The organism is Streptomyces sp. NPDC002564, assembly GCF_042889645.1.
Classification (GTDB): Bacteria; Actinomycetota; Actinomycetes; order Streptomycetales; family Streptomycetaceae; genus Streptomyces.
Map to the genome: position 1 here is coordinate 1 of NZ_JBIARE010000001.1, position 12,425 is coordinate 12,425.

13 protein-coding genes and 1 rRNA gene are annotated in these 12,425 nt (G+C 70.8%); 11 read left to right on the forward strand and 3 right to left on the reverse strand.

Annotated features, from left to right (window positions below; genetic code table 11):
- Positions 1 to 151: 151 nt before the first annotated feature.
- The 10 genes from rrf to ACFYXE_RS00050 all read left to right on the forward strand — a co-directional run bounded on the left by rrf (position 152) and on the right by ACFYXE_RS00050 (position 8,114).
- Positions 152 to 268, forward strand: a 5S ribosomal RNA gene (gene rrf / locus ACFYXE_RS00005).
- 114 nt (positions 269 to 382) lie between these two features.
- On the forward strand, positions 383 to 1,024 hold the full coding sequence (locus tag ACFYXE_RS00010; protein WP_389307475.1) for an HAD family hydrolase: 642 nt from the start codon (positions 383 to 385) through the stop codon (positions 1,022 to 1,024).
- 134 nt (positions 1,025 to 1,158) lie between these two features.
- Positions 1,159 to 1,902, forward strand: a complete 744-nt coding sequence (locus ACFYXE_RS00015) for a VC0807 family protein (RefSeq protein ID WP_389307477.1) — start codon at positions 1,159 to 1,161, stop codon at positions 1,900 to 1,902.
- Between the two features lie 57 nt (positions 1,903 to 1,959).
- Entirely contained in the window at positions 1,960 to 3,174 is a 1,215-nt protein-coding gene (locus tag ACFYXE_RS00020) for an MFS transporter (protein ID WP_389307479.1), read from the forward strand.
- The gene (locus ACFYXE_RS00025) at positions 3,125 to 4,300 is read left to right on the forward strand and encodes an acetoin utilization protein AcuC (RefSeq protein WP_389307481.1); all 1,176 of its coding nucleotides are present in this window, start codon (positions 3,125 to 3,127) and stop codon (positions 4,298 to 4,300) included. The genes ACFYXE_RS00020 and ACFYXE_RS00025 overlap by 50 nt, the downstream gene beginning before the upstream one ends.
- A gap of 124 nt (positions 4,301 to 4,424) precedes the next feature.
- Entirely contained in the window at positions 4,425 to 5,240 is an 816-nt protein-coding gene (locus ACFYXE_RS00030) for a phosphatase (RefSeq protein ID WP_389307483.1), read from the forward strand.
- Positions 5,241 to 5,374: 134 nt separating this feature from the next.
- Positions 5,375 to 5,584, forward strand: coding sequence for a helix-turn-helix domain-containing protein (locus ACFYXE_RS00035; protein ID WP_157869005.1), 210 nt, complete (start codon positions 5,375 to 5,377; stop codon positions 5,582 to 5,584).
- Between the two features lie 146 nt (positions 5,585 to 5,730).
- Entirely contained in the window at positions 5,731 to 5,829 is a 99-nt protein-coding gene (locus tag ACFYXE_RS00040) for a 30S ribosomal protein bS22 (protein ID WP_003948845.1), read from the forward strand.
- Between the two features lie 174 nt (positions 5,830 to 6,003).
- Positions 6,004 to 7,053, forward strand: a complete 1,050-nt coding sequence (locus ACFYXE_RS00045; RefSeq protein WP_389307486.1) for an NAD-dependent epimerase/dehydratase family protein — start codon at positions 6,004 to 6,006, stop codon at positions 7,051 to 7,053.
- Between the two features lie 14 nt (positions 7,054 to 7,067).
- A complete protein-coding gene (locus ACFYXE_RS00050) occupies positions 7,068 to 8,114 on the forward strand; it encodes a 1-acyl-sn-glycerol-3-phosphate acyltransferase (protein ID WP_389307488.1) in 1,047 nt (348 codons plus the stop codon).
- Positions 8,115 to 8,205: 91 nt separating this feature from the next.
- On the opposite strand, the gene ACFYXE_RS00055 is transcribed toward ACFYXE_RS00050, so the two are convergent.
- From ACFYXE_RS00055 to ACFYXE_RS00065, 3 genes are all read right to left on the reverse strand, one after another.
- Entirely contained in the window at positions 8,206 to 9,459 is a 1,254-nt protein-coding gene (locus ACFYXE_RS00055) for a DUF5667 domain-containing protein (RefSeq protein WP_361170020.1), read from the reverse strand.
- A 259-nt stretch (positions 9,460 to 9,718) separates the two neighbouring features.
- Complete coding sequence (locus ACFYXE_RS00060) at positions 9,719 to 10,513, reverse strand: ECF subfamily RNA polymerase sigma factor, BldN family (protein ID WP_389307491.1); 795 nt, start codon at positions 10,511 to 10,513, stop codon at positions 9,719 to 9,721.
- Positions 10,514 to 10,852: 339 nt separating this feature from the next.
- Positions 10,853 to 11,806 (reverse strand): HAD-IB family hydrolase, encoded by a 954-nt coding sequence (locus tag ACFYXE_RS00065; protein WP_361170026.1) that lies wholly within the window; start codon positions 11,804 to 11,806, stop codon positions 10,853 to 10,855.
- A gap of 127 nt (positions 11,807 to 11,933) precedes the next feature.
- On the opposite strand from ACFYXE_RS00065, the gene ACFYXE_RS00070 reads away from it, so the two are divergent.
- Positions 11,934 to 12,224, forward strand: a complete 291-nt coding sequence (locus ACFYXE_RS00070; protein WP_389307493.1) for a glutaredoxin family protein — start codon at positions 11,934 to 11,936, stop codon at positions 12,222 to 12,224.
- The last annotated feature ends 201 nt before the right edge of the window (positions 12,225 to 12,425 follow it).

Consider the following 12,425-nt stretch of genomic DNA (forward strand, 5'->3'; position numbering starts at 1 on the left):
AGATCTGGAAGCCCGGTAACGGGTGGAGGTGACTGGTACTAATAGGCCGAGGGCTTGTCCTCAGTTGCTCGCGTCCACTGTGTTGGTTCTGAAACCACGAACAACCCCATGCCATGGTCACGGTGTGGTGCGGTTGTCAGTTTCATAGTGTTTCGGTGGTCATAGCATGAGGGAAACGCCCGGTTACATTCCGAACCCGGAAGCTAAGCCTCATAGCGCCGATGGTACTGCAGGGGGGACCCTGTGGGAGAGTAGGACGCCGCCGAACTCCTTTTAGTCGGGAAACCCCCGCACCTTATGGTGCGGGGGTTTTCTGCGTTCCGGGGCATTTCCGCGGAAGGGGATCGCCGAGCGGGCCGAGGGGACGGATTAGGGTCGACATATGCGCTACGACCTGGTCATCTTCGACAATGACGGCGTCCTCGTGGACAGTGAGCCGCTCTCCAACACGATCCTCTCCGGCTATCTGACCGAGCTCGGGCACCCGACCTCCTACGAGGACTCCCTGCGCGACTACATGGGCGCCGCGGTCCACCGCGTACACGACCTGGTCTTCGAGCGGAGCGGGCAGCGGCTTCCCGCGGACTTCGACGACGTCCTGCACGCGCGCGTGTTCGCCGCCTTCGAGCGGGAGCTGCAGCCGGTGGACGGGGCCATCGAGCTCCTGGAGAAGCTGTCCGCGGAAGGGGTCCCCTACTGCCTGGCGTCGTCCGGGAGCCACGAGCGGATCCGGGTCGGGCACCGCAGGACCGGACTCGACAAGTGGTTCGACGACGACCGGATCTTCAGCGCGCAGGACGTCGGGCGGGGCAAGCCGGCACCCGACCTGTTCCTGTACGCCGCCGAGCGGATGGGGGTGGCGCCCGGCCGGTGCGTCGTCGTCGAGGACAGTCCGCTGGGCGTGCGGGCCGCGGTGGCCGCCGGGATGGACGTGTACGGGTTCACCGCCATGACTCCCGCCGAGCGGCTCGTGGGGGCCGAACTCGTCGGGGATCTGCGGGAGTTGGCTGACCTGCTCGTATGACGTGTGCGGAGGCGGGCCACTGACATTTGTCACGGCCAGGTCCGGACGATCGTTCCTGTCGGCGGCGGGGGGCCCGGCGGGAAGCTGAGGGTGTCGCGAGGAAGTCCACGCACACCGTCACGGAGGAACCGCTCATGAGCCAGCTCGTCACCGAGGCCCCCGCCCCGAACGCCGCCGATGCCGCCTCCGTGTCCACCACCTCGCCCGCGGACCCGGGCGGTGCCCGGGGCGGTTCGCTGCAGCCGCTGCTGCTGGACGCGGTGCTGCCCACCGCCCTGTACTACCTGCTCAGCAAGGGCTTCGACATGGGCACGCTGGCAGCGCTGGCCTGGAGCAGTGTGGTGCCGGCCGGGCGCACGGCGTGGGGCCTGGTGCGGGAGCGGCGGATCAACGGGCTCGCGGCGCTGATCCTGACCGCCAACGTCGTGGGGCTGCTGCTGAGCCTCGTGGCCGGGGACCCGCGGCTGATGCTGGCCAAGGACAGCGGGATCACCGCGACCGTCGGGCTCGCCGTGCTGGCGTCCGTGGTGGCCGGACGGCCGCTGATGACCGCGGCGCTCAAGCCCTGGGTCACCAAGGGGAACGCGGCGCGCGACGCGGCCTGGGAGCGGCTGAGCGCCGAGCGGCGGTTCGTGCGGCGGGAGCGGACGTTCTCGGTCGTGTGGGGAGTCGCGCTCTTCGGAGAGGCGCTGGTGCGGGTCGTGGGGGCGTACACGCTGCCCGTGGACACGATGGTGTGGCTCGGCGGTGCCGTCGCGGCGGTGGCGATCACGGGGGCCGTGCTGGTCAGTGGTGGCCTGGCCGTCGGGCCGATGGAGGAGATGGTCCGCGGTGCGGTCGGGGACGCGACGGGCGGCAAGGGTGTCGCCGGTCGGTGAAATTGGTCGAGTGATCCATCTACCCACGGGTAGACCGGGGCCCTACGCTCTGCAGCCATGACCGAAGAGCTGCGGCGCGGCAGGGCCTCGCTGGCGTTCGCCTTCCTGGTGCAGGGAGCGACCTTCGCCCTGCTCGTGACGCGGATTCCGGCCATCCAGGACCGCTACGGGATATCCGACGGACTGCTTCCCGTGTTCCTGGCCGCGGTGCCCGTCCTGGCCGGGGTGGGCAGTGTGGGCACCGAGCAGTTGGTCAGGCGGGTGCCGCCGAGTGCGGTGCTGCGGTGGTCGCAGCCGGTGGTGCTGCTGGCGCTGCTCGGGGTGGGGGCGGGCGACGCGCTGTGGCAAGTGGCGGTGTCGCTGGGGGCGTTCGGGCTCGCGGTGGGGGCGCTGGACGCGTCCATGAACATGCTCGGGGTGAGCCTGCAGCGGGCGTACGGGCGCAGCATCATGCTCGGTTTTCACGCCGCGTACAGCCTGGGCGGGATCGTGGGGGCCTCGCTGGCGTGGGCGGGGGCGCACTGGGATCTCTCGCTGTTCGTCTCGTATCTGCCGGTGGTGGCGGTGCTGTTGCCGGCCGCGCTGGTGGGGTCTCGGTGGTACGTCGACGCCCCGGTGGAGCGAACAGGTACGGGGGCCGCGGGGGACGGTGGTGGTCTCGTCTTCACGATGCTGCTGCCGCTGTGCCTGGTGATGACCTTCGCGTACATCGGCGACTCGACGGTCTCGAACTGGAGCGCCAAGTACCTCCAGGACGTGCTGGGCAGTTCGGAGGAGGTCTCGACCGTTCCGTACAACGTCTACATGGTCATGACGTTGGTGGGGCGCGGGCTGGGGGATCTGGGGGTGCGGCGGTTCGGGGCCGTGGCGGTGGTGCGGGCCGGGTCGGTGGTGGCGGCGCTGGGGTTCGCGGTCGTGGCGCTGGCGCCGGGGGCGTGGGTCGGGATCGGCGGGTTCACGGTGCTGGGTCTGGGGTTGTGCGTGGTGGTTCCGCAGACGTTCGCCGCGGCGGGACGGCTGTTCCCGGGGGCCTCGGACGCGGCCGTCGCGCGCCTGAACGTCTTCAACTACGTGGGTTTCCTGATCGGTTCGCCGTTGGTGGGGGCGCTGGGGGACGCGTGGAACTACCGGGGCGCCATGGTCGTTCCTCTGGTGTTGGTGCTTCTGACCTTGTTGTACGCCCGTTCCTTCGCCCCGGGAGCGGACGGGTACGGTGACGGTCATGAGCGGCCGCGCACAGCTGATGTGGGACGAGGCAGTAACGGGCTATGACTTCGGTCCGGGTCACCCGATGGACCCGGTCAGGCTCGGGCTGACCCGAAGTCTGGTCGGCGCCTTCGGGCTCGACCGGGAGCTCGACGTGGTCGCGGCCAAGCGCGCCGGTGACTCGACGCTCCGGCTCGTGCACCGCGCGGACTACGTGGACGCGGTGAAGGCCGCGTCCCTCGACCCCGCCGCCGCGCGCGGGGAGTACGGCCTCGGCACGGAGGACGATCCGGCCTTCGCCGGCATGCACGACGTGTCGGCGCTGATCGCCGGCCAGTCCGTGGGCGCGGCCGAGGCGGTGTGGCGCGGGGACGCGCTGCACGCGGTGAACTTCGCGGGCGGGCTGCACCACGCGATGCCCGGGGCCGCCTCCGGGTTCTGCATCTACAACGACGCGGCGCTGGCCGTGGCGCGCCTGCTCGAGCTCGGCGCCGAGCGGGTGGCGTACGTCGACGTCGACGTGCACCACGGGGACGGCGTGCAGGCCGCGTTCTGGGAGGACCCGCGGGTCCTGACGATCTCCCTCCACGAGCATCCGCGGACGCTCTTCCCGCAGACCGGCTGGCCCGAGGAGACCGGGGCGGACGGCACGGCCGAGGGGTCCGCGGTGAATGTCGCGCTGCCCGCGGGGACCGGGGACGCGGGCTGGGTGCGGGCCTTCCACGCCGTGGTGCCCGAGCTGCTCGCCGAGTTCCGGCCGCAGGTCCTGGTGACGCAGCACGGGGCGGACACGCACTTCGAGGACCCGCTCGCGCACCTCGCCGTCTCGCTGGACGCGCAGCGGGCCGTGCAGGTCGCCTGTCACGACCTGGCGCACGAGCACGCCGACGGGCGGTGGGTCGCGCTGGGCGGCGGGGGATACGCGGTGGTGGACGTGGTCCCGAGGTCCTGGACGCACCTCGTGGGCATCGCCGCGGGGCGGCCCGTGGAGCCGACGGCGACGATCCCCGAGGCGTGGCGGCAGGAAGTGTACGCACGCACCCGGCAGTTGGGCCCGCAGCGGATGACGGACGGGCGGTGGCCGGTGGACTTCTCCGGCTGGGAGTCGGGGTACGACCCCGCGGACCGGCTCGACCAGGCCGTGCTGGCCGCCCGCCGGGCGGCGTTCCCGCTGCGGGGACTGCTGGCGTAGGAAGGGCGTGTCCTTCGGGTCCCTGCCCCCGGGGCCCGTCGGATTATGGCCGCGTTAGCCCAACTGTGGGGGTTTTCCGGGGTTTTGGCGGACCTGTCGGTGTGCATGCGCCAGCATCGGCAGCGTGTTGAGCACCGGAGCGCTGCGTGCGCATCTGTTGGCGGCCCGGCTGGCCGGGCCCGTGGCCACCTCGCGTGAGGAGAGCCTGCGGAGTTATCGCCTCTTCGCGGCCCGGGACCCCCGGATACTCCTCGGGCTCGACCCGGAGTGGAGCTGGGGGGCCGGCGATCTGCTGCGCCTGATGTCCGACAAGTGCGGGGTGTCCGCCGACCCGCGGCACACCTCGGGGGCCGATGTCATCGATCCGGAGCGGACGTTGACGGCGCTGGACGCGTTCGCGGAGCGTCTGTCGCATGCCGCCCGGCGACGACTTCCCGTACTCTTCGGGACCGGACACCCGCACCGGTTACTGGGCTTCTACGCCGCGTTGGCGGACGCATTGTCGGCGGCGGGATGTCCCGTCCTCACCCCGGCGCAGGGCAGCAGTGTCGACATAACGACCCGGTTCGGCCTACGCACGTACAACCTTGACTACGTACAAGGAGTCGCGCTGGTGCGCGAACCCGGCGTGCGTCCCACCGGGAGTGAGACCGGCGCACACACCCATTCACCCCTGCCGATTCGGGCCGCCCTGGATGCCGCGGCGGAGGCCGGCGGGCCGCTTCCCGAGCTTGTCGTGGGGGACCACGGGTGGGTCTGCGGAGCAGGTCAGCTGGGGTTTGAGGCGATCGGTCTGGCGGATACGGACGATCCCGCGCTGTTCGTCGGAGAGGCCGAGGGGCGGGTGTCCGTCGTCGTTCCGCTTGATGACGCTGTGCGGTCTGATTACTACCGACCGCTTACTCGCTATGTACTCAATCGAGCGTGTCTGTCACAGTAGGCGGCCGATGGCTGCTCCTCTTCCCCACTCGCACCATCCGCCCCTAGTCTGGGGAGTGAGCGCGCAGCGACGAAGAGTCACCGGAAGGGGAAGCCGGTGTGCCCGTCATGTGCGGAAGGTTCAGGTGGGGTGTCATGGCTGCAGACCAGAGGCCGCTGAACGAGGTTCAGTTTCTGACCGTGGCGGAAGTCGCCTCGGTGATGCGAGTGTCCAAGATGACCGTGTACCGGCTGGTGCACAGCGGTCATCTGCCCGCCATCCGGGTCGGAAGGTCCTTCCGGGTCCCGGAGCAGGCGGTTCACGAGTACCTCCGCGAGTCGTATGTGGGGGTCGAAGCAGGCTGAGCGAGGGGCCCCAGGGCCCGTCGCGCAGGGGCCACGGCCCCTCGATTACGTCCCTCACGCCGGGACGGGTAGGCTAGGCCGACGTAGGTCGTGTGGGCCCAGTCTGCTGCCCCGCACCGAGTGAAGAGAAGTGAGCGAGGGTAGTCGTGGGCTCTGTAATCAAGAAGCGGCGTAAGCGGATGGCCAAGAAGAAGCACCGCAAGCTGCTGAAGCGCACTCGCGTTCAGCGTCGCAACAAGAAGTAAGCGGCCGCTGCAACAGCGCGTTCCGAAGCCCTCCCGTCATCCGGCGGGAGGGCTTCGGTGTTTTCGGCCGTCTCTGGACCCACGGACATCACAGCGCAACGTCCACCCGCTAGCGTGGGCCGGGACACAGCCGACGGTGGCGCGGCGAGGGTTGGGGAAAGGCAGGCGCTGATCTTGGGCAAGGTCGTGCTCGTGACCGGAGTGGCCCGACAGCTGGGCGGACGGTTCGTCCGGCGCGTCCAGCGCGACCCGGACGTCGACCGGGTGGTCGCCGTCGACGCGGTCCCACCCGAGCACCATCTCGGCGGCGCCGACTTCGTCCAGGCCGACATCCGCCAGCCCACCATCGCGCGGGTGCTCGCCGAACACGGCGTGGACACCGTCGTGCACATGGACGTGACGGCCACCGCGCTGGCCAGTGGCAGCCGCGGCTCGGTCAAGGAGACCAACGTCATCGGCACCATGCAGCTCCTCGGTGCCTGCCAGAAGTCGCCGACGATCAAGCGGCTCGTGGTGAAGTCGAGCACCAGCGTGTACGGCTCGGCGCCCAAGGACCCGGCCGTCTTCACCGAGACCACGCCGCCCAAGTCGCTGCCCAGCGGTGGCTTCGCCAAGGACACCGTCGAGGTCGAGGGCTATGTGCGCGGCTTCGCGCGGCGCCGCCCCGACGTCGCCGTGTGCGTGCTGCGCTTCGCGAACATCCTCGGCCCGGCCGCGGATTCGCCGCTCGCCGAGTACTTCTCGCTGCCGATGCTGCCGACCGTCTTCGGCTACGACCCGCGCCTGCAGTTCGTGCACGAGGACGACGCGGTGGAGGTGCTGCGCCTCGCCTCGCACGAACCGGCGCGCGGCACCCTCAACAGCGGCACGTTCAACATCGCGGGCGACGGCCAGCTGCTGCTCTCGCAGTGCGCGCGGCGGCTCGGCCGCCCCACCGTGCCCGTGCTCCTGCCGGCCGTCACCTGGGTCGGCTCGGCGCTGCGCACGCTCGGCATGACCGACTTCTCGCCCGAGCAGATCAGGCTCCTCACGCACGGCCGGGTCGTGGCCACCCGGCAGATGCGCGAGACACTGGGGTTCAGGCCGAAGTGCACGACCGAGCAGACCTTCGCGGACTTCGTGCGCAGCCGGGGCCCCGGGCTGCTGCCACCAGGCGCCCTCGCGGGCGCAGTCGACCGGATCGCCGCGCTGCCCCTCGCGGGCGGCAACCAGAGCGCCAACTGAGGAGAGCGTCAACGATGGCGGACGCCAAGGTCATTCCGTTCGACGACGACCGCTCGCGCGGGAGCGCGCAGCGCCCGGGGCGCCGCAGGTCCGCGCCGCGGCGCCCGGGCGATCCGGTGGCCGGGGTCAAGGCGCTGCCGGGGCAGCAGGAGGGCCCGCCCCAGGAGGCGCCGCAGGGCGCCGGACCGCGGCAGCAGCCGCGTCCGGCCCCGCAGCCGGGCGGCGGCTGGGACCGGCGCGTCGCGGGCGGCCTGGCCTTCCTGCGGCGGCGGCTGACCGGTGAGTACGAGGTCGACGACTTCGGTTACGACGAGGAGCTCACCGACCAGGTCCTGATGTCGCTGCTGCGGCCCGTCTACGAGAAGTACTTCCGGGTCGAGGTGAAGGGCATCGAGAACATCCCCGCCGACGGCGGGGCGCTGATCGTCGCCAACCACTCCGGGACGCTCCCGCTGGACGGCCTGATGATGCAGGTCGCGGTGCACGACAACCACCCCCAGGGCCGGCACCTGCGGCTGCTCGCCGCCGACCTGGTCTTCATGCTGCCGGTGGTCAACGAACTGGCCCGCAAGGCCGGGCACACCCTGGCCTGCGCGGAGGACGCGGAGCGGCTCCTGGAACGCGGCGAGCTGGTCGGGGTGATGCCGGAGGGCTTCAAGGGCATCGGGAAGCCCTTCAGCGAGCGCTACAAGCTGCAGCGGTTCGGCCGCGGCGGCTTCGTGTCGACGGCGCTGCGGACCGGGTCGCCGATCGTGCCCTGCTCGATCGTCGGGGCGGAGGAGATCTACCCGATGATCGGCAACGCGAAGACGCTGGCCCGGGTCCTCGGCTTCCCGTACTTCCCGATCACGCCCACCTTCCCGTGGCTGGGACCGCTGGGTGCGGTGCCGCTGCCGACGAAGTGGACGATCCAGTTCGGTGAGCCGATCCCGACGGACGGCTATCCGCCGGAGGCGGCGGAGGACCCGATGCTGATGTTCAACCTGACCGACCAGGTGCGCGAGCAGATCCAGCACTCGCTGTACAAGCTGCTGGTGCAGCGGCGGTCGGTGTTCTTCTAGCGGCTGGGCATGCGTGTGCGGCTGGGCATGCGTGTGCGACCGGGGGCGTCCTCCTGGTGGAGGGCGCCCCCGGCCGCGGGCCGGCGAGGGCCTACTTCACGTCCTCGCCGTCGATGCCGAGCTCCGGGAGCTGCAGGCCGGGCAGGAGCGGCGGCAGCGTGACGTCCGGCTTGGCCGGGGTGCTGTGCTGGCCGGGCTTGCTCTTGCCCTCCGAGGGCGCGGGACTGGTCTTCTTCTCGTCCGGTGGGTCGAGGAGATCGCCGGTGGCGCCGCCGAGGAGGCCGTCGTCGTGCCGGTCCGAGGTGGAGGGCCTGGGCTTGCTGTCGCTGCCCGTGCTCCCGCCGTGCGAACTGCCGCTGCCCGAGGGGTGGGAGGGCCGGCCGTCGGAGCTGTCGGAGCCGCTGGGGCTCTGCGACGTCCGGCCGGTCGAGCCGCCCTTCTCGGGGGCGCGGGGCAGCAGGGAGCGCAGCGGGTCGACCTCGTCGTCCATGGCGTCGAAGACGGAGTTCACCTGCTCTCCCACGTCGCCCAGCTGGACGGGGAGGCGGCCCTTGAGGTCGCTCCACGCCTCGCGGTGGGACCGGGAGAACGCGGACAGCGCCTGGATGGGGCCGAGGGAGCCGTCGCGTTCGTACGCCTCGAGGAGCAGGCGGTGGCCCTCGGTGGCGTCGTGCCGCATGCCGGAGAGCGCGCGTCTGACTTCGCCGAGGGACTCGTGGTCGAGGCTGCCGGAACGGCCCCGCTCCATGAGCCTGCGGGCCTCGCTCAGCCGCGTCGATGCCTGGTCGAGGTAGATGCGTCCCCGGTCGGCGTCGTCGTCGGCCATGCCTCGCTTGAAGTCCTCCATGCCCCGCTTGAGGCCGTACAGCGAGTCGCCGGGCAGCGCGTCGTTGCTGGCGGCTGCGACGCCGCCGAACGCGCCCGCGGCGACACCGACGGTGAGACCGCCGGCCGCGATGCCCTTGGAGAGACGGGAGCGCGGACGCAGCTTCCGCAGGGCGCTCGCTCGGTGAGCACCCTTGCGGGAGCGTTGCTCCGGCACCGAAGGGGTGGTGCCCTCGAGGAACATGGCTTCCATCGCGGCCACGAGCTGGGCGCGCTGGACGACCTTGACCTCGGGATCGAGGGCTGGCTTGGGCAGCGCGTCGAGACCGTCCGCCAGGGCCAGCATGCGGCCCTGCTCGGTCGGTTCGGAACGGGCCGCGGTTTCGGGGGACTCCACGGCCGCGGGTGCGGGTGCCGCGGAGTCCTCGGACTGCTCGGCCGCCGGGTCCTGGTCGGAATGCTCCTCCAGGGCCTGGGCGAAGGCGTTCGCCCGCCGGTGGGCCGATACGTTCGCGATCACTGGCGGCACCTCCTCTCGTCAAGACGGTCGACTCCCCAGGGGGTCCTGAGGGTTGCATGTCCTGACCATGTCCACACGATCGAGTGAGCGGAGCCAGCCAGGTAGCGACCACAGGGAGCCTGCATCCCGCACAACGAGCGTCGCGGCACTTGGGTTACGGACGAAAGATGATCGGACCGCGACAATTCCGTGGCGACCATCTGGCCGCCACGGAACGTGAGTTGGGCATCACGGAAGGTGATTCGGGGGTCACGGTGGGCTAGCGGGCGTCGTCGGGCAGCAGCCGGGCGAGCGTCCGCACCGCGCGGTACTGGAGGGTCTTGATCGCACCCTCGTTCTTGCCCATGACCCGCGCGGTCTCCGCGACGGAGAGCCCCTGGAGGAAGCGCAGGGTCACGCATTCCTGCTGCTGGGGATTGAGGCGGCGGACGGCTTCCAGCAGTGCCGCGTTCGAGAGGGACTCCAGGACGGAGTCCTCGGGGCTGCGCTCGACCTCATTGGCGTCGAGCATCTCGCCGGTGGTCACTTCGAGGCGGAAACGGCTCGATTTGAAGTGGTCGGCGACCAGGTTGCGGGCGATCGTGACCAGCCAGGCGCCGAAGTCGCGACCCTGCCAGGTGAAGGTGCCGATGCGGCGCAGGGCGCGCAGAAAGGTCTCACTGGTGAGGTCCTCGGCGGTCGCCTTGCCGCCCACGCGGTAGTAGATGTAGCGGTAGACCGTGTCGCTGTACTGGTCGTAGAGGCGGCCGAAGGCGTCGGACTCGCCCGCCTGGGCGCGCTCGACGAGGTCCATCATGCGCGCGCTGTCGCTGTCCGCGGCGGGACGGCGGGGGGTGGGTGCTGAGGTGGCGGCCGCGGCGCCGGTGCGGGCCCGTCTGTTGACTGCCGCACCGCCGTTCGCCAGGGCATAGCAGGGCCCGGCGGGTGCGGGGACGGCGAAAGCGGGGACGGCGGGGACGGCGTACGCGGTGGGGACGAAGCCGCGCAAGCGGTCGATGACCGTTGCGCGCAGCGTAGCCAGGCCCGAGGCGTCAACCCCGACGTGTGGGTACACGGGACTCCCAGAGGCAGAGCTTCCATCACGTGCAGTGCGGGACCGTTCACCCGTCGTAGCGACGCGTGGGGTCCCTTATGCGTCTGAGGAGAATAACGCTTCGTACAGGCAGCGCTACACCCAGTTGCTCAAATCATCGATTACGTCGCTTCTGTAACCGATTGACGCCGGGTCAGGCACCGGAGAGTGACCAGTTGTTGATCGGATGAGCCCGCTTTCCGTCTCGGCCGGGTGCGTGTTGTGGCCGAGTGCTACCGGGGTGACTGGCGGGAGACGGGGCGGGGTAGAACCCACGGAATGCACGGCGCCACGCCGTGCGGGGGGTGCCGGAACGGGTGTTCAGTGCCGGCGGCGGTGCAGCGCGACGGCCGCGGCGGCGCCGCCCGCGAGCGCGCCGACCCCGGCGGCGGCCGGGATGCCGACCTTCGCGGCCTTGCGGCCCGTGCGGTAGTCGCGCAGCCGCCAGTCCCGCTCCCGGGCGTGCTTGCGCAGTTTGGCGTCGGGATTGATCGCGTACGGGTGTCCGACGAGCGAGAGCATCGGGATGTCGTTGTGCGAGTCGCTGTAGGCGGCGCAGCGGCTGAGGTCCAGGCCCTCGCCCGCGGCCAGCGCGCGGACGGCCTCGGCCTTGGCGGGGCCGTGCAGGGGCTCGCCCACGAGCTTGCCGGTGTAGACGCCGCCGACCGACTCGGCGACGGTGCCGAGGGCGCCGGTCAGGCCGAGGCGGCGGGCGATCACCGTGGCGATCTCCACCGGGGCGGCGGTGACCAGCCAGACCTTCTGGCCCGCGTCCAGGTGGGCCTGGGCCAGGGCGCGGGTGCCCGGCCAGATGCGCTCGGCCATGTACTCGTCGTAGATCTCCTCGCCGATGGACATCAGCTCGGCGACCCGGTGGCCCTTGACGATGGACAGGGCGCTGTCGCGGGCGTCCTGCATGTGCTCGGGGTCCTCGACGCCGGCGAGCCTGAACCAGGCCTGCTGCCAGGCGAATCGGGCCAGTTCCTGGCGCTCGAAGAACTTCCGCTTGTACAGCCCGCGGCCGAAGTGGAAGATCGCGGCGCCCTGCATCACGGTGTTGTCGAGGTCGAAGAAGGCGGCGGCCTTGTCGTCGCCGACGACGGGGAACTCCGGTTCCGCGGGCGCCGCGTCGACCGCGTCCGGCGTGGCGCGGCTTTCGAGCTCCTCCAGCTCCTGGGAGGACTTGCGCGCTGCCTCAGCCGAGGCCTCGCCTGCCAACACGCTCCGCGCCGTGGCGGAGCGCCTACGGGGGGTGAGCCATCCGAGAGCGGCCATGTCGTGAGCATAGCCAGTTTGTTCGGTGGTTCCGGAGTCGGGAGGATTCGGGCCCGTGAACTCTCCGCGTCCGCGCCGTGACACGGGCCGTCCGCGGAGTGTCCGCCGACCGCGCGAGAATAGGGGGATGAGCCCCATTTTCCGTCGTAGCGGCGGTCGTACGGAGAAGAAGAAGCCGCAGGAGCGGCTCGTCACCCTGATCGGGAAGCCGGGGTGCCATCTGTGTGATGACGCACAGTCGGTGATCGAGAAGGTCTGCGCGGAGCTGGGCGCGCCCTGGGAGAAGAAGGACATCACCCGGGACGAGGAGCTCCACAAGGCCTACTGGGAGCAGATCCCCGTGGTGCTGGTGGACGGGGAGCAGCACACCTTCTGGCGCGTGGACGAGGAGCGGCTGCGCCGGGAGCTCGCCGGATAGGCCCACGGGAACTGACCGGTCAGTCCAAAGTGCCCGCGGAGTCGTCTACGCTTTGGGGCGGTTTTGGTCTCGGGGGCGATGATCGTGAGGAGAGTGTGCGGTTTTGCCCCCATCGCAGCAGCAACGACAGTGCCCGCGCGCCGGTTCCACGATCGCGCGCCGGGCGTGCGTGACCCCGGTCACGTTGGCCGGGCAAATCGG